This window comes from Luteimonas sp. MC1828 (genome assembly GCF_016461615.1).
In the GTDB taxonomy this organism is placed as follows: domain Bacteria; phylum Pseudomonadota; class Gammaproteobacteria; order Xanthomonadales; family Xanthomonadaceae; genus Luteimonas.
The window spans coordinates 265538-285408 of the sequence record NZ_JAEMNY010000001.1 but is presented as its reverse complement, the minus strand read 5'-3'; the positions used below and the strand labels follow the sequence as shown (position 1 = coordinate 285408).

Sequence of the window (19871 nt, the reverse complement as noted above, 5' to 3'; positions counted from 1 at the left end):
CCGTCATTACGAGCAGCGATGCTCCGGTCCCACGGCAGCCCACAGGGCTGTGAGCAAGACCTTCGCCGCGATGGCGAAGGTGCGTCCCCGGATCTCCGAGCAAGGGTTCCGTGCCGCCTGCGTCCGCGGCCGACCTCTCCCCCTGCCCGGAAATCACGATGGAAACGATAGGCAATCCCTGGTTGTGGGCCGGTTTCTCCGGCCTGGTGCTGATCGCGCTGATGGTCGACCTGGTGCTGATGCGCCATGGCGGCGCGCACAAGGTCACGTTCAAGGAAGCGACGTGGTGGAGCCTGGGCTGGGTGGCCCTGGCGATGGCCTTCAATGCCGCCCTGTGGTGGTACATCGGCCAGACCGCCGGCCCCGACGAGGCCCGGCGCGTGGGCCTCGAGTTCCTCACCGGCTACCTGGTGGAGAAGGCGCTGGCGGTCGACAACATCTTCGTGTTCCTGATGCTGATGACCTACTTCGCCGTGCCCGAGGTGCAGCGCCAGCGCGTGCTGGTGATCGGCATCCTCGTCGCGATCGTGCTGCGCGCGATCCTGATCTTCGCCGGCGCCGCGCTGCTGGCCCACTTCCACTGGATGCTGTACGTGTTCGGCGCGTTCCTGCTGCTGACCGGCGTCAAGATGTGGTTTGCCGCGGGCAAGGAGCCCGACCTGGAGAACAATCCGCTGCTGCGCTGGCTCACCGCACATGTGCCCTTCGTGCGCCGCTATCACGGCAGCGCGCTGTGGCTGGGCAGCGGCAGCCGTCGCAAATTCACCCCGCTGTTCATCGTGCTGGTGATGATCGGCATCACCGACGTGATCTTCGCGGTGGACTCGATCCCGGCGATCTTCGCCATCACCACCGACCCCTTCATCGTGCTGACCTCGAACGTGTTCGCGGTGCTGGGCCTGCGCGCGATGTTCTTCCTGCTGGCCGGCATGGCCGAGCGCTTCCACCTGCTGCCATACGGCCTGGCGGTGGTGCTGGTGTTCATCGGCGCCAAGATGCTGCTGATCGACGCGTACAAGATCCCGGTGCTGTGGTCGCTGGCCGTGGTGGCCATGATCATTGCCAGCACCGTGGTGCTGAGCCTGGCGCGCCCGCCTCGACGTACCTGACCGCTACCTGCACCCGGATCGAGTTCCGTGCGCCCGTCGGCCGTACATTCACCTTGCGTCCGACAGGATGGGACCCATCCCGTCCACCCCATGAGGTCGCTGCCATGAAACGCCTCCTGCTCGCCGCCGCGCTCGCCACCGTTGCCGTCTCCGCCGCCGGTACTGTCGAAGCGCGGGACAACCACCGCCATGACCGCCATGACCGCTACGACCAGAAGGCCGAGCGCGACTACTGGAAGGACCGCCAGAAGGCCGAGAGGCGCGCCCGCAAGGACTACGAGAAAGCCGAGCGCGACTACAGGAAGGCCGTCCGCGAAGACGAGAAGGCGTACCGCCGCTGGGCGCGCGGCCAGTACATCCCCGTCGAGTACCGGCAGCCGCGCTACTACGTGCATGACTACCGCAGCTACGGCTGGGACGCGCCGCCGGCCGGCTACACCTACGTGCGCCCGTATCCGCAGGACGACACCTACTACATGATCGAACTCGCCTCCGGACTAGTCGCGCGCATCCTGGGCGACTGAGGGGCGCCGCATCCCATGACCCATCGCCTGCTCCGCCACGCCGCCACCCTGTCCGTGCTGCTGCTGCTCGCCGCCTGCGGCGGCCCTCCGCCCTACAGCGGCGGTGACGTGGCCGAACTGCAGCGCATCGAAGTGACGACGGGCGAAGGTATTGCGGCCGTGGCCGGTGACGAGGTCAGCGTGCACTACACCGGCTGGCTCTACGACCAGCACGCGCCGGACAAGCGTGGCGCGAAGTTCGACAGCTCCCGCGATCGCGGCCAGCCCTTCGCGTTCGAGCTCGGCCTGGGCCGGGTCATCCGCGGCTGGGACGAGGGCGTGGTGGGCATGCAGGTTGGCGGGGCACGGGAACTGCATATCCCCGCGTTCCTCGGCTACGGCGCCGAGGGCGCCGGCAGGACCATCCCGCCCGGCGCATCGCTGGTCTTCGCAGTGGAGTTGCTGGAAATCAGGAGGTAGTGGCGCGCCACCCTGGCAACGCGGCTCAGCCTTCGCGAACCCAGGCCAGCGCTTCATCACGCTGCTCCGGCTTGAACACCCGGTAGCTGACGAACGGCAGCAGCGCGCTCTCGATGCGCGTGCCCGCGCGTACCCAAGCCTGGTCGGCGACCACCGCGACCCGCCCGAAGCGTCGCAGCTGGCCGAACAGAGGCATGGCCCGGGCAATGTACGCGCCCAGGCCGGAGACCTCGATGGCATCCAGCGAACGGGTTTCCACGAACACGTGCACCGTGTCGTGCGCTGCCAGGCAGGCATCCAGCCGGTCCATCACCGCGACGAGATCGGCGCTGGTGAGCCGATGCTCGATGGACACCGCGATGACGTTGTCGGGGCCGGGAATGAATTGAAGCATTGCGAGCCTCCGTCGAATGCCGGCTGCGGGAGCCGTGCCCGGACGTTGCGTGTGGATCGACAGGTTAAACGGGCCGCCTGCGGGGAAGCGGTCCGCACCACGGGGCCCAGGGCGTATTGTCGGCGGACGCCACCCGGGAGATTGTCATGAGTAACCAGGTACTGTTTCCCTACCTTTGTGTCGCCGACGCCACCGCCGCCATCGATTTCTATCACCAGGTATTCGGCGCCACCGAACTCTTCCGCCTGCAGGAGCCCTCCGGCCGCATCGGCCACGTGGAACTGGACTTTGACGGCACCACGCTGATGGTGTGCGACGAGTTTCCCGAGTTCGACATCCGAAGCCCTGACCCGGCCGGCGGCTACAGCGCGACGATGCACCTGCACGTGGACGATGCGGACGCCGTCATCGCGCGCGCGGTCGCCGCCGGTGCCACCCTGCTGATGGCGCCAAGCGATGCGTTCTACGGCGAACGCTCCGGCGCGATCCGCGACCCCTTCGGCCACCGCTGGAACATCGGTCACCATCTCGAGACCGTCAGCCCCGAGGAGATGCAGCGGCGGTATACGGCGGTTCTCGGTACTTCGTGACGCCCTTCAGTTCCGCAAACGAATCGCCTGAGTCTTCATCGGCACCCTGTCCTCGTTCGGACGTTCGATCGTCCAGCCGTCGGACGGTGAGGCATGAATCACGTTGACATCCGCCTGCAGACCCCACCAGGTGTGCTGAGTAATACGAAGTTTGCCGCCGCTCATGAACTCGACGTCGCTCGTCCGCCAGGTCAGCGTCAAGGCAACCAGTCCAACCACGATCAAAGCCACCATAACCAGACCTACCAAGGTCTCGAAGAAGCCGACCACGCTTGCGACGATGCCACGCTGTTCCACTGCGGGCTGCGGTACCGCTTCTACTTGAGCACTCATCCATTTCCCCTTGATTGACTGACGAACCAATTACGTTTTCCGGAAGCGATTACAGCGAGGCATCAGCCCGCCGCTCATTGCCTCCGTGGATCGGCGGGCAGTTCCGGCGTCGACTCCATCAGGATCTCCAGGCTTGCCTGCGCCTGCCGGCTGCGGTCGCCCCGCGCGTCGGCCTGGGCCTGCGCGCGCTGCTGCTGGGCACGGATGTGCCCGGGCACCACGTCGACCTGTCGCTCCCGCTGCAAGAAGGCCCGATCGCCGGGCAGCAGCTGGCAATTGCGGCTGAGCGTTGCCTGTTCCTCACCCGTGCGGGCGGCGGTGCTCTGCAGGTTGACCACCACGCCCAGCGTGTCGCCAAGCGGTTCAAGCCGGATGCAGATCGCGTCTATCACGGCCTGCGTGCGCAGTTCATTGCGGTCCACCAGCACGAACAGGTTTTCATGGTCGAGCCAGACGACGGATGCCAGGCCTTCCACCCCGTGCAGCGCCGCGCGTGCCGCCTCGCGGTCCACACGGCGCGCAGGGTCGGCGAGCTTGATCGCCTTGCGGAAGTCCTCGTGCATTGCCATCAGGCCGTCGTGCACGCCCTCCTGGTCGCCCACCAGGGCGGACCCGCGGATGGATGCCAGATGGCCGGCCGTGCGCAGCGGGTCCATCGGTTTGCCGGCCTGTTGCGGGCGTGGCTGCGCAGGCTGCGCGGCTTCCGAGCAGCCGGCCAAGACACATATCGCTGCAGCCGCAGCCATCGCCACGCTGGTGAAAGATTCCATTCGATGTTCCTCCTGTCCCCGGCCACGGAGAAGCACGATGCGTGCCACGGCGGCCGTTGCTGGGTCCGCCGTGCCGAGACCCACATGCACACCTGCTCCGGCAGCAGGTGACATTTCTGGTCACGCACACCGGGACCTGGAACCTCGCTTCTCAAGGCCGCTCGCCTCCATGGCCCGAGTACGCCACGCGCCCTCGATCGCCTATAGTTTTCGCTCCACAGGGGGAAATACGAATGAAACTGCTCACGCGCGGCGCCGCCATTGCGGCTGCCTTGTTCCTGTCTGCCTGCGCCACCCATCAGGACGTCCTGCTGGCGAAGTCCGCGCCGCCGCCCGTCCTGTCCATTGCCCAGGCTCCTTCCGATGGCAACTCCGAAGCCATGGATGGGGCCCTGCGGAATGCGCTGGTCCAGAACGGCTTTACCGTGCGGGCGCCGTTGCCCGTGGGCACCCGGCAGTCCAGCGAAGTCGACGGCATCGTGAGTTACGTGGATGTCTGGCGTTGGGACATCGCGATGTACCTCCACTCCGTGGCCATCAAGATCTTCGACGCGCGCACCGGCGACCTGCTCGTCGCCGGCGACTGGAAGAACTCCGCCTTCCATGGCTTCCAGGACGAGAACAGGGTGATCAGCGAACTGGTCGCCGAGATGACCGCCAAACTGCGCACCGCGACTCCGGGCGGAGCGTCTCAAGCCACGGCGGCGGCAATGCCGGCTGATGAAGATCTGGTAGCGGAGCCGAACGACGCGCCTTGACGTTCGCGGCTACGTCCTGACAAGGAGGATTGCAATGGGACGTCGAAAGAAGAGCGGCCTGGACGAGGTCGCATCATGGCCATGGCCTGTGGGAATACTCGCTGGCATGGCCGCGTTTCTGGTCATTCGATATGGGATCGGCGCCTATCTCTCCGCCGGCGGGCCTGTGCTGCGACCTGTGGGGCAACAGATTGGTGCGGTGCTGGCGCCCTTGGCGTGGATCGTGATGCTGGCCTGTTGGCTGGCAGCCGGAGCGTCGTGGATGAACGCGCGTCAGCGCCGCACCCTGCATGACACGCGCACGAATCTAGACAGCCTGGCCAGCATTTCGTGGCGCGAGTTCGAGATGCTGGTGGGAGAGTCGTACCGTCGCCAAGGTTACGAGGTCGTTGAAAACGGACTTGGAGGAAAAGACGGCGGCATCGATCTCATCCTGTCGAGGGCTGGCCGTCGCGAGCTGGTGCAGTGCAAGCAATGGAAGCGCCGCCAGGTCGACGCTTCCACCGTGCGCGAAATGTGGGGCCTGGTCGATCACCACGGCGCCGATGCGGTGCACATCGTGAGCGCCGGCAGTTTCACCGCCGATGCAAGGCGCTTTGCCCAGGGAAAGCACATCTATCTGGTCACCGGGAACGAGCTGTTCGAGCGAATCCAGATGGCGCAGGCGACCATCCACAGAAGTGATTCAACGGGCGCTCCTGCGACCAACCAAGCGCTTGCCTGCCCTCGCTGCTCAGGTGCGATGGTCGAACGGCACAACCGCCGGACCGGCGAACGGTTCATGGGGTGTTCGCGCTTTCCGCAGTGCAAAGGGACAGCACCCGCTTGACTGTCGCTCTGCTCGCGCCGGAACCTGGCCCGCGGTGGGAGGCGGTAGATTGCAGGCCATGCTCAAACAGTAAACGTTTCGGGCCAGAGAAAGTACGGCCCGAAGCGCGGGCTCAACCGGAACTCGCCGCCCGCGCTCTTTCCGGCTTCGGTGAGGTGGTGCTTACCATCTTTCATCTCGAGATGACCGCCCGCCACCAGCTTGTCCAGGAACTCGTTGGTCTTGAGTCCCAGCTTGCGCGCCAGCTTTGAGGATGTGACTTTGCCCGCGTCGCCGGGCTCTCCCTCGGCCTCGCCTTGGTTGCCAGGTTCGGTCTTCTCCGCCGGGACATCGATGCTCGCCACACGCTCTAGCGAAATCCTGACCTCGTCGCTGATGCGGATGATCCGCTGTGCTTCTTCGTAGGCGTCGCGATAGAGCTCCGCGTCATCCGAGCGTCGGATCAGGATTCCCATTTCGTTGTTGTTGACCTGGCTGAACTCGTAGAGGTTGAGGCTGGTGACGATACACAGCTCCTCGTTGAGATAGCACTTGGCGTGCAGGTTCTTGCAGAAGCTGGTGCGCACGTATGTCTGCTCGCGCAGCCAGCTGATCTCGGCCGGCTGCAGCTCGCTCTTGCCATAGACCATGCGCACGTCGATCTTGAGGCGGTTCTTGTCGGCCAGCAGCTCCCTCACCCGGTCGTTGAGTTTCAGGTACGGGCTGATGAGGATCAGCCGGTCCTTGGCGTCCTTGATGAGCTCTTCGAGGAAATAGTTGGTGGCGCTGGTGTTGAGAAACTTGGCCATGGCCGTTCCGTGGTCGGGGACCACGGGATTCTGCCACCAGCCGCACCTCAAGGTCTTAGCTAATGGGGAACTGCATGGCGCCAGGCAGACGCCGCCCCGGCTACAGGTCGCAGTTCGGCGACAACCGCACATCCCACTGGCGCGAAGCCGCCTTCATGCGGGCGATGAGCGTTTCGAGTGCGCCCCAGACAGGCAACGCCGAATCGTCACTGGTTGCCGCCGAGAGACCGGCGAACTCGTGATAGGCGTGATCAAGCTCTGAAGGTCCCTCACCTACCGACTCCCAGTGCTCGCGGCAGAGCGAAGGAATCCCGACCTGCTCCGCGACGAACTGGTTGCTCCACTCAAGGCAGGACCGCATGGTCGCCTCGGCGCCCGCGTCGGCGCCCGAGAGCCGCAAGCGCCCTAATGTCTTGAAGTTGCCACCGTCTCGGTACATGTACTCGAAGATGCTGGAGGTGCAGTCCATGTCGTCACTTTCCACCATTGGATGGGCTTAGAGGGTAGGAACGGCGGGTCTCATTACCTGCGATGGCTAAGCAAGTCCCAGCGCTTGAACGTGCAGACTCCGTTCATCAGCAATCCGACGCTATCCTGGTCCCAGCAAAATCAGGGGATAGGAATGGCAGGACTACCGCGCGGACTGTTCGAGCAACTTGTCACACAGACGCTCGAACAGGAACTTGGCAAAGTTGGGGCGGCGCATCACGTGCATCGCTCGCCGCTCCATCCTGAAGAGGCACCTGACCGCATAGCACTTCATCTTGCAACGCTGATCCGGCGCGCGATCGGTGGATTGGAGACTCGGCACCGGGCAGCCGTCGGCCTCGAGATTGCACGGCGACTCGTCGGTATCCTCGAAGTTGATGGCAAGGGTGTCGACGTCGGCGATGCTCCTGCTACCGCAGGCGATGTGCTTCGCGCCATCAGCGGGCTGTTGCCAGACGGGACGCCGCCACCCGTGTCGCTTCCCGCCACACCCCTACTCGACACAACTCTGCTGACCAACGCCCCCGGCGAACCACGGATCGGCTTTCAGCTCGGCACGGAAGTCGCCTCCGCTGATCGGATCGATGTGCTCATGGCCTTCGTCAGGCAGACAGGCATCCGCCCGCTACTGGACCGGCTCCGCCGCCACGTCGAAGACGGCAAGACGCTCCGGTTGCTTACGACGACTTACACCAATTCAACAGAAGGCGCCGCCCTCGATGCACTACGCGAGTTGGGCGCCGAGATCCGAGTGTCGTACGACACCACCATGACCCGCCTGCACGCGAAGGCGTGGTTGTTCCATCGCCACAGTGGCTACTCGACCGCATACATCGGCTCATCCAACCTGACGCACTCCGCCCAAGTCACCGGCCTTGAGTGGAACGTTCGCGTCTCCGGCGCGCGCAACCCGGACGTGATCGACAAGTTCAACGCGGTCTTCGAGAGCTACTGGAACAACTCGGACTTCCGCCCGTATGACGCCGGCGAATTTCACGAACTGACGCAGACAGCACCCAGCGGTCCACGCGTCTACCTCAGCCCTGTGGAGATCCGGCCCGAGCCGTTCCAAGCTCGCCTCCTTGAGCAGCTTGAGCTAGCGCGCTTTCAGGGCCGCCACCGGAACCTGCTGGTCGCTGCCACCGGCACCGGCAAGACCGTCATGTCGGCTCTGGATTACGTCCGGCTTCGTGCCCGACTGCCTCGCGCACGCCTGCTCTTCGTTGCACATCGACAGGAGATCCTCGACCAGGCGCTGCGGACGTTTCGCCATGCGCTTCGCGATGCTGCCTTCGGCGAGCTGTGGGTAGGCGGCGACAAGCCGCGGATGTTTGAGCACGTGTTCGCGTCAGTGGCCAGCTTGAGTGCATCCGGTGTCAATAAGCTTCCGGCGGACCATTTCGATGTCGTGATTGTTGACGAGTTCCACCACGCGGCCGCCAAGACGTACGACGCGCTCTTGCATCACCTGACGCCACGCGAGCTGCTTGGGCTCACCGCGACGCCGGAGCGCGCAGACGGCTTGCCGATCCTGCAATGGTTCGATGGCCGAATCGCCGCCGAGCTTCGGCTGTGGGATGCAATCGACCAACATCGGCTGTGCCCGTTCTCCTACTTCGGCGTCGCCGATGGCGTCGACTACAGCACCGTCTCCTGGCGTCGGGGCCGCGGCTACGACCTCTCGGAGCTGACCACCCTGCTAACAGCGGACCATGTGCTGGCGCGCCGCATCATAGCCAACGTGGTGCGCATCGTCCCCGATGCGGGGCAGATGCGTGCGCTGGGGTTTTGCGTGTCGATCGCGCATGCGCAATTCATGGCACAGCAATTCAACGCTGCCGGTCTTCCGTCCAAGGCGATCTGGTCGGACACCCCTGACGAGGTCCGCCGCCAGTCCTTGGCTGATCTTGGCGCGGGGCGGCTGCGAGTGCTGTTCTCGGTGGATCTGTTCAACGAGGGAGTCGATATCCCCACTGTCGACACCCTTATCATGCTGCGGCCAACTGACAGCGCCACCATCTTCTTGCAGCAGCTCGGTCGCGGCCTGCGCCGTGAGCCGAACAAGTCGATGTGCACAGTCGTCGACTTCATTGGGCATCACCGCAAGGAATTCCAGTTCCAACGTTGGTTTGGTGCGTTGCTGCCCGGAGGTCGTCAGAAGCTAGTACAGCAGATCGAAGGCGAGTTCCCGTTCCTGCCCAGCGGCTGCCACATGCAGCTGGACCCCGTCGCCAGCAAGCTGGTGGTGGACAACATCCGGGAGAGCCTGCCCACGCGCTGGCCGGAGAAGGCGCGAGAGCTCAGTCGCATCGCGGAGGGCGATCGCGAGATTACCCTCACCCGCTTCCTTGACGCTTCCGGACTCAGCCTTGAGGACATCTATGCCGGCCAGCATTGCTGGTCAGACCTGCTCGAGGCCGGTGGCTTGCCTACTGCGGTCGCAGGTCCGCACGAAGCCATCCTGCGGCGCGCACTTGGGCGCCTCCTGCACGTCGATGATCAGCAGCGGATTGGCGCCTACCGTGCTTGGACCGAGCGGAACCAGGCTCCGAAGATCGAGGAGGCGGATCTGCTGAACCGCCGTCTGGCTCACATGTTGGCCGCCGTTCTCACCGAATCTATCCCAGGTGCCCCAGATAGCCTGGATGAGGCGCTCGCGCTGATCTGGAGCCATACGCAGGTCGTTGTAGAGCTGGGGCAACTCATGGATGTGCTGGAGCGGCGCATTGACCATTTGCACTCGGCGCTGCCATCGCACCCGGACGTACCGCTACAGATCCATGCCCGCTATACGCGACGAGAGATTCTTGCCGCCTTCGGCAATGGGCAAGACCTCAGGCTGGCGGAATGGCGCGAAGGCTCGCGATGGCTTGAGCCGCACCGTGTCGACCTGCTGGCGTTCACCTTGGACAAGACCAGCGAGCACTTCTCGCCGACGACCCGCTATCGGGATTACGCGATCAGTCCCTCACTGCTGCACTGGGAGAGTCAGTCGACGATCCGGGAGGCGAGTCCGACTGGCCGTCGCTACCAAACGCACAAGGCACAGGGGACCCACGTGCTGCCCTTCGCGCGGCTGACCACCGACGACCGAGCCTTCTGGCTGCTCGGCCCCGCCCACTTCGTCTCCAGCGAGGGGGAGCGCCCGATGGCGATCACATGGAGTCTTGAGCATTCTCTGTCCGGCGACCTCTATACGAAGTTCGCTGCTGCAGTCAGCTAGCCCCGAACACACGTGTGATCGTAGGAGCATCGTGATAGAAATTCGCAGGCTCCAACAGCGCGCACCGGGAACTCGCGTCACCGCATCGCACATCGAACGCCAAGCCACACATGCGGCACCTCGGTACCCGCATCGATTGCGAAGTGTTCCCAATCGATACGTCCCGCCATTAGACCTGGATCAGCCGGGGGTGCCATCAGTTTGCACACGAACCACGCGTCTGTTCGATTTCAACCGCCTATGCGCAGGGCAGAGTGAGCACAAACGTGTTTCGTGAATAGTCCCCTCTCGCAACCCTTCCTGCCAACAAATTGAGCCGCCCGCCGTTCAACCTGGCCATTTCACGAGCCAGGAACAGGCCGAGCCCGGCACCGTGAAGGTCCTTCTTTGAGGCTACCGATCCAGAGATTCCCTCTTCAAAAATGATGTCCTGCTCCCCAGCAGGGATGAACAAGCTCTCCATCTCGAAGCTAATATCCACGAGCGCATCCTTGACACTGACGGAAACTTCAAGCCTGGTTGATGGACTGCAGTACTTGGCAGCGTTATCCACTAGATAATAGATGCACGCGTGAATAGCATCGTAATCAAAAAGCCCCTGAACTCTTGTAGGCTCTACATTAACCCACACCTTCTTGTCCAAGAAATCTGCAAAGAACAAGTAAAAGACATTCATGAGCACCCGATGCACCTCGTGCGCTTCAGGCTTAATAGACTGGATATTCCCAGCGAGCTTCTCGAACGCGGAATATTCTGCCTTCTGAGCCGACTGATGCTTCAGCACTTCAACTACGGCCTTCGCCGTCTCTTGTGGGAACTTTAGAACCTCAGCAGACAGGTACTCAACTACTTCCTTCGGCGCGTCGAGCATTCGATTTTGCTGAAAAACCAAAAATATCTCTTGTGAAGTTTTTGCAGTGAGCGTCTTAAGGTTGTGGATCAGGCGCTTCGCCCGAGCTTCGGCCCGCACGGTGCCGGCATATATCGCTGATGCAGCACTCAGAACAACGTGAAGCTCCTGGTCCAGGATTCTCTTGCTCCTTACTCTATCCGGATCGAACGAGAGAGATACGGCACGAAATCCTGCGATTGATCGCCGCGCGACTCTCGCCTTCTTCCCCCGAATAACCTCAACTGACGAACCATCAATTGGATCGACAGGAATCTCGTCAAAATACGGCCCCAGAGTGTTTATCAAGGGTTCCACTCGGAGCTCGGACCACAGTGCGAACCGGGCATAGACCTCTTTCACTTCTGGAGCACTCGTACAATGGTGTCTTCGAAGCGAACCGGTTCAGCCGTTTTAGGCAACGAATAATCTGCCTCCTGGAGCGCCTCATGGAAGCGAGCACCAACTTCCTGAGCAGAATAGATGATCACCTTCTTGTTCTGATGTCGGCGCTTTATAGCCAGCGCAAGGCCTAACCCTTCATCAGCGTAATGCATTTTCTTGCCGACCCCCTGTATGTCGACAAATATCACATCAGCCTCAGTGATCGCAGATTGCTCTAGCGAGCTAACGTCAGTGACGATGCGAACATACTCCCACCCCATTTTCTTCAGTATGCCGACGATCTTAAACCCGCGATCGTCGTCGATGAATAGAATCCTGATCGCTCTCTTGAGCTCAGGCACTGTCATGGTGCGGATCGCATCCCTGGATTCCGACGTGTCATCTGTCGCCGACGGAGCACCTACGTTGACCACGACACTCTGGGAGTTATTGCTTCCCCCCTGCGACGACTCAGCTGCACCACGGCTTGTGCGCCTTCGCCAATAGCCGCGCCCTGCAAGTGACCCCGCGATCGCTAAGAGTCCCGCCGCAATCGAGACGATACTGGCCCAGCCCCCCAAACTTCCTTCCATTTAGCCTCCCGATTATCGTGATCTCCTCGTTAAGGAGCGCCCTTACGTATTCCGCCGATACTCCCCACCCACATCATAAAGCGCACGACTTATCTGCCCCAAGCTATGCGTCTTCACCGCCTCCATCAGCGCCTCAAACACATTGCGCCTCTCCCGCGCCGTGTTCAGAAGGTACGCCATGCCATGCCCGTCATGCACCATCGCAGGCTCCTCATCCGCTGCCGCCTGATGCGCGTGTGACGTCTCACCAGCCGGCGCCAGGGCGTTGCGCCTCCGCTGCCACAACTCCACGTTGACGATTTGCTGGCCCTTCTCTTCTTCCGCGCTGCGGATCAGTTCGATCTCGGTGGCGATCTCGCCGGCGCGTTCCCCCTGCCACCGTTTTCAGAGCACACCCCGCACGCTCGATGGCGTGGCTCCGACCGTGCTCTCGCTGCATTCGTTAGAAATCGCATCGAGAAACCCCGCCGGCAACGCGAAAGATCCAAGCCACCCCCGCCGCGTCCCACTCAGAACCCGCAACATCTGCCCACGCCCACCCGGCACCCGCGACAGCGGATGGAACACCAGGTCGCGCAGCGAGGCGACACGGTCCCGCTCCGACTGGAACATCGGCGTAAGCCAGCGGCTCCAGAAGTGATAGATACCGACGTGTGCGCGCCGCTCGCGCTCGTAGGCGGCAAGCGCAGCCGGCACCGCGGCTTCCCGGCGCAACGCGTCGCGAAGGGCACGCGCATCAAGCAGCGCCATGTTGACGCCTTGACCGAGCTGGGGACTCATGGCGTGCGCAGCGTCACCCAGTAATACGGCGCGGCCGCGTGACCAGCGCGCGTGCACCGCGTCTCGATAACGCGCCATGGCTAAACCGTCCGGCACATCGGTGGCCTGCAGGCGCGCGGCGGCATCGGGCCACAGGGCTTGGAGTTCGCCGCGCCATTGGCGCGCCGAGGCATCGCCGTCCAGCGCCGACACAGGCATGCTCCAGAAGAAGCTGAGGCGCGGCACCGGGTCGCCCGGGCGCGTGCCCACCGGCAACATCCCGGCCATGCGGCGCGCGCCGACGTAGCGTTGTTGCAGTTCGGCGGGCCACGCCCACGCGCCCTGCTCCACCAGGCACCACTGCGCACCCCAGGCATAAGGCCGGTTGAGGCGCGCGGGCGTGACCTTGCCGCGCAGGCGCGAGGCCGCGCCGTCGGCCACGATCACCAGGTCGTAGCCGGCGTGCCGCACGCCGCGCGCGTCGGTGAGCTTGCCGGCCTCGGCATCGACGTCGACGATGGTGCAGTCGTCATGGAGCTGCCGGCCCGCCTGCCACGCCGCGTCCAGCACGCTGAAGAGCGCGCCGCGCTGCAGGCCGAGCCCGAAGTAGCGCGCGTCCAGGTCGCCATAGCGCATGTCCATCACCGGCCGGCCGGCCGCGGTCTCGCCATACAGGCGCGTGACCACGGCGCCATGCGCCAGCACCTGCGGCAACAGCCCCATCTGCCACAGCACCGCCAGCCCGACGGGCTGCAGCAGGAAGCCCGCGCCCACCGGCCCGGGCGCGGCGGCGCGCTCGAATACCGTGACCTCGTGGCCATCGTTGGACAGCAGAAGCGCGCACGCCTGGCCGCCGGTGCCATAACCAACGATCGCGATCCGCAGGCGGCGCGCAGGCGCCGCGGCCGCCTCCGTAAGCGGCCCGATGTTTGGTCGTACGTTCGCCACGGCTCCCCCCGGAGTGACTACGCGTTCCTTGCCGATGCCGCCGCGCGGGCGGCGGCATCATCTGCGCGGTTACATGTTTCGCCTGTATTCCCCACCCACATCATAAAGCGCATGGCTGATCTGCCCCAGGCTATGCGTCTTCACCGCCTCCATCAACGCCTCGAACACATTGCGCCTCTCCCGCGCCGTGTTCTGAAGGTAGGCGAGGCCATGGCCGTCATGCACCATCGCAGGCTCCTCATCCGCCGCGGCCTGATGCGCGTGTGACGTTTCACCGGCCGGCGCCAGGGCGTTGCGCCCCTGCTGCCACAGCTCCACGTTGGCGATCTGCTGGCCCTTCTCTTCTTCCGTGCTGCGGATCAGTTCGATCTCGGTGGCGATCTCGCCTGCGTGTTCCTTCGGCAGGAACGTGTTCACGCCCACCAGCGGCAGGCTGCCGTCGTGCTTTTTGTGCTCGTAGTACAGGCTCTCTTCCTGGATCTTGCCGCGCTGGTACATGGTGTCCATGGCGCCCAGCACGCCGCCGCGCTCGCTGATGGCTTCGAACTCCTTGTACACGGCCTCTTCCACCATGCCGGTCAGGTAGTCGACGGCAAAGCTGCCCTGCCAGGGGTTCTCGTTGAAGTTGAGCCCCAGCTCCTTGTTGATGATCATCTGGATGGCCACGGCGCGGCGCACGCTCTCTTCGGTGGGCGTGGTGATGGCTTCGTCGTAGGCGTTGGTGTGCAGGGAGTTGCAGTTGTCGAACAGGGCGTACAGCGCCTGCAGCGTGGTGCGGATGTCGTTGAACTGGATCTCCTGCGCGTGCAGGCTGCGGCCGCTGGTCTGGATGTGGTACTTCATCATCTGGCTGCGTTCGTTGGCGCCGTAGCGCTCGCGCATGGCGCGTGCCCAGATGCGGCGGGCCACGCGGCCGATCACGGTGTACTCGGGGTCCATGCCGTTGGAGAAGAAGAACGACAGGTTGGGCGCGAAGTCGTCGATCTTCATGCCGCGCGCCAGGTAGTACTCGACGATGGTGAAGCCGTTGGAAAGCGTAAATGCCAGCTGGCTGATCGGGTTCGCCCCGGCTTCGGCAATGTGATACCCGGAGATAGACACCGAGTAGAAGTTGCGCACGCCGTTGTCGACGAAGTACTGCTGGATGTCGCCCATCATGCGCAGCGCGAACTCGGTGCTGAAGATGCAGGTGTTCTGCGCCTGGTCCTCTTTCAGGATGTCGGCCTGCACGGTGCCACGCACGGTCTTGAGCGTTTCCGCCTTGATGCGGGCGTAGGTCTCCGCATCCACCATCTCGTTGCCGGTCACGCCCAGCAGGCCCAGGCCCAGGCCGTCGTTGGTCGGCGGCAGGTCACCGTAATAGACCGGGCGCTGCTTGCCTTCAAAGCGCTTGGCGAGCGTCTGTTCGGCGGCGGCCCAGCGCGCGGGGTCGGCCTTCAGGTACTTCTCCACCTGCTGGTCGACGGCGCAGTTCATGAACATCGCCAGGATCATCGGCGCGGGGCCGTTGATGGTCATCGACACGCTGGTGGTGGGCGCGCACAGGTCGAAGCCGGAGTACAGCTTCTTCATGTCGTCAAGCGTGGGCACGTTGACGCCGGAGTTGCCGATCTTGCCGTAGATGTCCGGGCGCGGCGCGGGGTCTTCTCCGTACAGCGTGACCGAGTCGAAGGCGGTGGACAGGCGCGCGGCGGGCTGGCCGACGGAGAGGTAATGGAAGCGGCGGTTGGTGCGCTCGGGCGTGCCTTCGCCGGCGAACATGCGGATCGGGTCCTCGCCGGTGCGGCGGTACGGGTACACGCCGCCGGTGTAGGGGTAGCTGCCCGGCAGGTTCTCCTTGCCCAGGAACGTCAGCAGCTCGCCCCAGCTCTTGTAGGTGGGCGCGGCGATCTTGGGGATCTTCTGGTGGCTCAGGGACTCGCGGTAGTTCTCGACGCGGATCGCCTTGCCACGCACTTCGTATTCGGTGACTTCATCGGTGATCGACTTCAGGCGCTGCGGCCAGGCGCGCAGCAGGTTCAGCGAATCCGGGGTGAGCGACTGCAGCGCGTCGTTGTAGCGCTGGCGCAGCGTCAGGAGACTCCGGTCCACCACCCCCGCATCGCCCTCCTTCGCGTCTTCGCGCCTTCGCGAGACAACGTCGTTCATGCCGTAAAGATCCAGCGCAGCCGGCAGCGCCGGATCACCCAGCTCATGCAGCGACTGCCAGAACGCCTGCGCCCGATCCGCCGCCTCCGCCTGCTTCTCGATGCTGGCGTTGATCGCCCTGCCCTGCTCGGCGATCTCGGCGAGATACCGCACCCGCGCCCCCGGAATCAGCACCGTCGCCCGCGGCTCCTTCAGCGTGGTGTCGAGGGTCGGGGTCCAGCGCTCCGCCGGCAGCGACAGCTTCTCGCGCAGCAGGCGGCACAGGTTGGCGAACATCCAGCTGATGCCGGGGTCGTTGAACTGGCTGGCGATGGTGGGATAGACCGGCACGTCCTCGTCGGCGGTCTTGAACGCCACGCGGTTGCGCTTCCACTGCTTGCGGATGTCGCGCAGGGCGTCCTCCGCACCGCGCTTGTCGTACTTGTTGAGCACGATCAGCTCGGCGAAGTCGATCATGTCGATCTTCTCGAGCTGGCTGGCCGCGCCGTAGTCCGACGTCATGACGTACATCGGGAAGTCGACCATGTCGACGATCTCCGAGTCCGACTGGCCGATGCCGGCGGTCTCCACGATCACCAGGCCAAAGCCCAGACCGCGCAGGTAGGCGATGCAGTCCTTGAGCACGGCGTTGGTGGCCACGTTCTGCCGGCGCGTGGCCATGGAGCGCATGTACACCCGGTGCGAGCGCAGCGAGTTCATGCGGATGCGGTCGCCGAGCAGCGCGCCACCGGTGCGGCGGCGCGTGGGGTCCACCGAAACCACCGCGATGCGGATGTCCGGGAAGCTCGACAGGAAGCGGTTCAGCAGCTCATCGGTGACCGACGACTTGCCGGCGCCGCCGGTGCCGGTGATGCCGATCACCGGTGCGTGCGTGCCCACGGCCCAGTGCTTGCGCAGCGCAGTGAGCTCGGCCTCTCCGTAGGTGCCGGCTTCGATTGCCGACAGCGTGTGGCCGATGGCCACCTGGTCGGGATCGACCCGCGACGGGCCGATGCGGGCGACCACGTCGTCCGCCGGCGGCAGGTGCGCCTGGCCGCGCTGCTCGCGGGCGGCGCCGACGCGGGCCACCACGTCCTCGATCATCTCCACCAGGCCCAGTTTCATGCCGTCGTTGGGGTGGTAGATGCGCTCGACGCCGTAGTCCTGCAGCTCGCGGATCTCCTCCGGGGTGATGGTGCCGCCGCCGCCGGCGACCACGCGGATGTGGCCGGCGCCGTGCTCGCGCAGCATGTCGACCATGTACTTCATGTACTCGACGTGCCCGCCCTGGTAGCTGGACAGGGCGATGGCGTCGGCGTCTTCCTGCAGCGCGGCGCGCACCACGTCTTCCACCGAGCGGTTGTGGCCGAGGTGGATCACCTCCGCGCCCTGCGCCTGGATCAGCCGCCGCATGATGTTGATGGCGGCGTCGTGGCCGTCGAACAGGCTGGCGGCGGTGACGAACCGCAGCGGACTGGTTTCAGACTGCGCGGTCGGGAAGTGCTGGCTGGCGGGAACGCTCATCGGGGGCAGGTCCATGCGGTTCGTGGGGAACCGCCCGATTGTAGCCCGGGCCTCCACGACTGCCGAACGGACCGGCCGGCGCGCTATTCCTCGACGTCGGCCAGCGCGCCCAGCTCTTCTTCCATCTGCAGCAGCAGCGCGTTCAGGCGCTGCAGGCGTGCGCGGCGGGTGCGTGCGCTGGACAGCAGTTCCGCGAGGCGCAGCAGGCGCGCGGCCAGGTCGCGGGCCTCGTGGCTCACCAGGCGTTCGTCCATCAGCGCGTCCGCGGGGCGCGGCAGCGATGGCGCGGCCACCAGGTGGCGCTCGATCACCAGGCACAGGTGGTGCGCCAATTCGGCATCGCGGTCGGTCCACGGCGCCGCCGTGCCGACGACCTGCTGCTCCCAGGCTTCGAAGCTGGTGCGCGGGCCGATCTTGCCGCCGTCGGGATCCACCTGGAACGGGTGGTCCGGGCGCCCGGCCCAGCGCACGGTTTCGCGCTGCTCGGAACGGAACAGCAGCAGCCAGTCGTCCGCGCCCTCGCCCAGCGGCGTGCTGAACAGGCCGCAGGCGCCGGTCATGCCGGCGCTGGTCCAGTCGCTGCAGGCCCGCGTGGACGCCGGGCCGCGGCGGCCCTGGGCGCGCGCCCACTGCAGTGCCGCCTCCAGGCCGGCCGCATCGGGCACCACGCCATGGCTGCGCAGCTCGCCGCCGATGTGCACGGCGACGCCATCGGCACGCACCGCGCCCTGCAGCACATCCAGATGCTCCAGCAGTGCCTCGGACGGCAACGGCGCGGCGCGCAACAGGGCTTCCAGCGCATCGCGCTGCGCGCGCATGACGTCCTCGCGGCGGGCGCGGGCGCGCAGCGCGCGGGCGTCGAGGATCATCGAGACGTGGCGGCCGACCATGTCCAGCGCCTGGCGCTGGCGCGCGCCGATCGGGCGCGGCGCATCGTGATGACACGCCACCAGCCCCCACAGCTTGCCGTTGACCACCAGCGAGATCGACATCGATGCCGCCACGCCCATGTTGTGCAGATACTCAACGTGCACCGGCGCCACCGCGCGCAGCACGTCGAAGCTCATGTCCAGCGGCTCACCCAGCGACGGCAGCTGGTGCACCGGCACCGGCGTGCAGCTGGTGTCGGCGATCACCCGCAGGCGGTTGCGCACGTACAGCGCGCGCGCCTGCGGCGGGATGTCCGATGCCGGGAAGCGCAGGTCGGCATACGACGCCATGTCGCCCGCCAGCGCCTCGGCCACCACCTCGCCGCTGTGGTCGGCGAGGAAGCGGTAGACCATCACCCGCCCGTAACCCGACAGCGCCTGCACCTTGCGCGCCACCGCGGGCAGGAACTCCTGGCCTGCGGAGGCATCGTCCAGGCCGCTGACCGCCATGTGTCCGCCTTCCAGCGGCGGGGCCTGGCCCGAGGGCTGCAGCTCGAGGTGCACCAGGTCGCCCATGGCATGCGTGGACACCTCGTGCATCGCACCCATCGGCCCGACGTTGATGATGCCGGCGAACTGCGACAGCCCGCCCACGCCGCGCGCCAGCACCGCCTCGATCGCGCCCAGCGGGCCGCTGTCGAGCAGCGTCTCCACCGGCTGGCCGAGCAATGCGTTGATGCCGTCGACTTCGAACAGATCCACCGCGTTGGCGGACGCGGCGACGATGCCGTGGTCGCTGCGGCGGAACACCAGCAGCACGCCGGGCGGCTGGATGGCGCCGATGACGTGGATGGGTTCTTCGGCGCAGGCATCCAGTGCGCGTTGCAGGGCGGGATCGACGTTCATGCGGGCACTCCATGCGGCACGAGATTGCGGTAGACCATCGCGAAGCCGCGGCGCGCGCCGCGCACGGCATCGGCCACGGCATCGGCCGGCAGCGCATCGAGGCGGCCTGCGAAGCAGCGCCAGCGCTTGGGATCGCGCCCGAGGTGGCGCATGAACTGCCGGGCGTCGGCGACTTCCGGGCGCTCGTTGACCAGCGCGTCGACGTGGCGCGACAGCACCCGCGCGCCGAGTGCGGAGCCTTCCATCACATAGCAGCCGCCGAGCCATTCGGCGGGCGTCGCCGCGCTGGCCATCGCGCTGCCGGAGGCGGGCGCGTCGAGCGCGGCCAGGTCGGCGCGCAGGCAGTCGACGCGCTCGCTGTCATACCAGCAGGCGAGTTCTTCCGGCCATGCCGGCGACCAGCTGTCGGCCAGCCACTGCGCGAGCGGCAGCAGCGCGCCGAGGTAGCGCGTGTAGTCATCGACACCGTGCAACCCGTCGGGCAGCGCGGCGTCCAGCGCTTCATGCGTGGCACGGGTGGCGGCGCGCACTTCATGCAGCGCGCCCGCGTGTCGCGTCTCATCGGCGCCCATCGGGCGCACCTCCTGTCCGGCTCCCTGCATCGCC

18 protein-coding genes are annotated in these 19871 nt (G+C 65.3%); 7 read left to right on the top strand and 11 right to left on the bottom strand.

Features of this window, described 5'->3' with window-relative positions:
* Nucleotides 1-158: 158 nt before the first annotated feature.
* The 3 genes from JHB91_RS01375 to JHB91_RS01365 all read left to right on the top strand — a co-directional run bounded on the left by JHB91_RS01375 (nucleotide 159) and on the right by JHB91_RS01365 (nucleotide 2092).
* Nucleotides 159-1109 carry a TerC family protein gene (locus JHB91_RS01375; RefSeq protein WP_199470920.1) on the top strand — a complete coding sequence of 317 codons (951 nt, stop codon included), beginning with the start codon at nucleotides 159-161 and terminating at the stop codon, nucleotides 1107-1109.
* A gap of 104 nt (nucleotides 1110-1213) precedes the next feature.
* Nucleotides 1214-1633 carry an RcnB family protein gene (locus tag JHB91_RS01370; RefSeq protein ID WP_199470918.1) on the top strand — a complete coding sequence of 140 codons (420 nt, stop codon included), beginning with the start codon at nucleotides 1214-1216 and terminating at the stop codon, nucleotides 1631-1633.
* Between the two features lie 15 nt (nucleotides 1634-1648).
* Complete coding sequence (locus JHB91_RS01365; RefSeq protein WP_199470915.1) at nucleotides 1649-2092, top strand: FKBP-type peptidyl-prolyl cis-trans isomerase; 444 nt, start codon at nucleotides 1649-1651, stop codon at nucleotides 2090-2092.
* A gap of 25 nt (nucleotides 2093-2117) precedes the next feature.
* Here the strand turns inward: JHB91_RS01365 and JHB91_RS01360 are convergent, their stop codons facing one another.
* The gene (locus tag JHB91_RS01360) at nucleotides 2118-2486 is read right to left on the bottom strand and encodes an STAS/SEC14 domain-containing protein (protein WP_199470913.1); all 369 of its coding nucleotides are present in this window, start codon (nucleotides 2484-2486) and stop codon (nucleotides 2118-2120) included.
* A gap of 146 nt (nucleotides 2487-2632) precedes the next feature.
* On the opposite strand from JHB91_RS01360, the gene JHB91_RS01355 reads away from it, so the two are divergent.
* A complete protein-coding gene (locus tag JHB91_RS01355) occupies nucleotides 2633-3076 on the top strand; it encodes a VOC family protein (RefSeq protein WP_199470912.1) in 444 nt (147 codons plus the stop codon).
* Between the two features lie 6 nt (nucleotides 3077-3082).
* Here the strand turns inward: JHB91_RS01355 and JHB91_RS01350 are convergent, their stop codons facing one another.
* Together JHB91_RS01350 and JHB91_RS01345 are read right to left on the bottom strand one after the other, a co-directional pair.
* On the bottom strand, nucleotides 3083-3409 hold the full coding sequence (locus JHB91_RS01350) for a hypothetical protein (RefSeq protein WP_199470910.1): 327 nt from the start codon (nucleotides 3407-3409) through the stop codon (nucleotides 3083-3085).
* 74 nt (nucleotides 3410-3483) lie between these two features.
* Nucleotides 3484-4227, bottom strand: a complete 744-nt coding sequence (locus JHB91_RS01345) for a hypothetical protein (RefSeq protein ID WP_199470908.1) — start codon at nucleotides 4225-4227, stop codon at nucleotides 3484-3486.
* A 185-nt stretch (nucleotides 4228-4412) separates the two neighbouring features.
* Between JHB91_RS01345 and JHB91_RS01340 the strand changes: the two genes are divergently transcribed.
* Nucleotides 4413-4937 carry a hypothetical protein gene (locus JHB91_RS01340; RefSeq protein WP_199470907.1) on the top strand — a complete coding sequence of 175 codons (525 nt, stop codon included), beginning with the start codon at nucleotides 4413-4415 and terminating at the stop codon, nucleotides 4935-4937.
* Between the two features lie 34 nt (nucleotides 4938-4971).
* The gene (locus tag JHB91_RS01335) at nucleotides 4972-5766 is read left to right on the top strand and encodes a restriction endonuclease (RefSeq protein ID WP_199470905.1); all 795 of its coding nucleotides are present in this window, start codon (nucleotides 4972-4974) and stop codon (nucleotides 5764-5766) included.
* Between the two features lie 62 nt (nucleotides 5767-5828).
* On the opposite strand, the gene JHB91_RS01330 is transcribed toward JHB91_RS01335, so the two are convergent.
* The gene (locus JHB91_RS01330) at nucleotides 5829-6554 is read right to left on the bottom strand and encodes a phospholipase D family protein (RefSeq protein ID WP_199470903.1); all 726 of its coding nucleotides are present in this window, start codon (nucleotides 6552-6554) and stop codon (nucleotides 5829-5831) included.
* 100 nt (nucleotides 6555-6654) lie between these two features.
* A complete protein-coding gene (locus JHB91_RS01325; RefSeq protein ID WP_199470901.1) occupies nucleotides 6655-7023 on the bottom strand; it encodes a hypothetical protein in 369 nt (122 codons plus the stop codon).
* A 90-nt stretch (nucleotides 7024-7113) separates the two neighbouring features.
* Here JHB91_RS01325 and JHB91_RS01320 point away from each other — a divergent pair, with 90 nt between their 5' ends.
* Nucleotides 7114-10266, top strand: coding sequence for a DUF3427 domain-containing protein (locus tag JHB91_RS01320; protein WP_343225080.1), 3153 nt, complete (start codon nucleotides 7114-7116; stop codon nucleotides 10264-10266).
* Between the two features lie 238 nt (nucleotides 10267-10504).
* Here JHB91_RS01320 and JHB91_RS14070 read toward each other — a convergent pair whose 3' ends face one another.
* The 6 genes from JHB91_RS14070 to JHB91_RS01290 form a co-directional block, all read right to left on the bottom strand.
* Nucleotides 10505-11518 carry an ATP-binding protein gene (locus tag JHB91_RS14070; RefSeq protein ID WP_199470899.1) on the bottom strand — a complete coding sequence of 338 codons (1014 nt, stop codon included), beginning with the start codon at nucleotides 11516-11518 and terminating at the stop codon, nucleotides 10505-10507.
* On the bottom strand, nucleotides 11515-12132 hold the full coding sequence (locus JHB91_RS01310) for a hypothetical protein (RefSeq protein WP_199470897.1): 618 nt from the start codon (nucleotides 12130-12132) through the stop codon (nucleotides 11515-11517). The genes JHB91_RS14070 and JHB91_RS01310 overlap by 4 nt, the downstream gene beginning before the upstream one ends.
* A 384-nt stretch (nucleotides 12133-12516) precedes the next feature.
* Nucleotides 12517-13839 (bottom strand): NAD(P)/FAD-dependent oxidoreductase, encoded by a 1323-nt coding sequence (locus JHB91_RS01305; RefSeq protein WP_343225036.1) that lies wholly within the window; start codon nucleotides 13837-13839, stop codon nucleotides 12517-12519.
* A gap of 69 nt (nucleotides 13840-13908) precedes the next feature.
* Nucleotides 13909-17490 carry a methylmalonyl-CoA mutase family protein gene (locus JHB91_RS01300; protein WP_199472612.1) on the bottom strand — a complete coding sequence of 1194 codons (3582 nt, stop codon included), beginning with the start codon at nucleotides 17488-17490 and terminating at the stop codon, nucleotides 13909-13911.
* An 83-nt stretch (nucleotides 17491-17573) separates the two neighbouring features.
* Nucleotides 17574-19265: a GAF domain-containing protein gene (locus tag JHB91_RS01295; protein WP_199470895.1), complete on the bottom strand. Its 1692-nt coding sequence runs from the start codon at nucleotides 19263-19265 to the stop codon at nucleotides 17574-17576.
* Nucleotides 19262-19837 carry a biliverdin-producing heme oxygenase gene (locus JHB91_RS01290; protein ID WP_199470894.1) on the bottom strand — a complete coding sequence of 192 codons (576 nt, stop codon included), beginning with the start codon at nucleotides 19835-19837 and terminating at the stop codon, nucleotides 19262-19264. Before JHB91_RS01290 ends, JHB91_RS01295 begins: the two co-directional genes overlap by 4 nt.
* Between the last annotated feature and the right edge of the window lie 34 nt (nucleotides 19838-19871).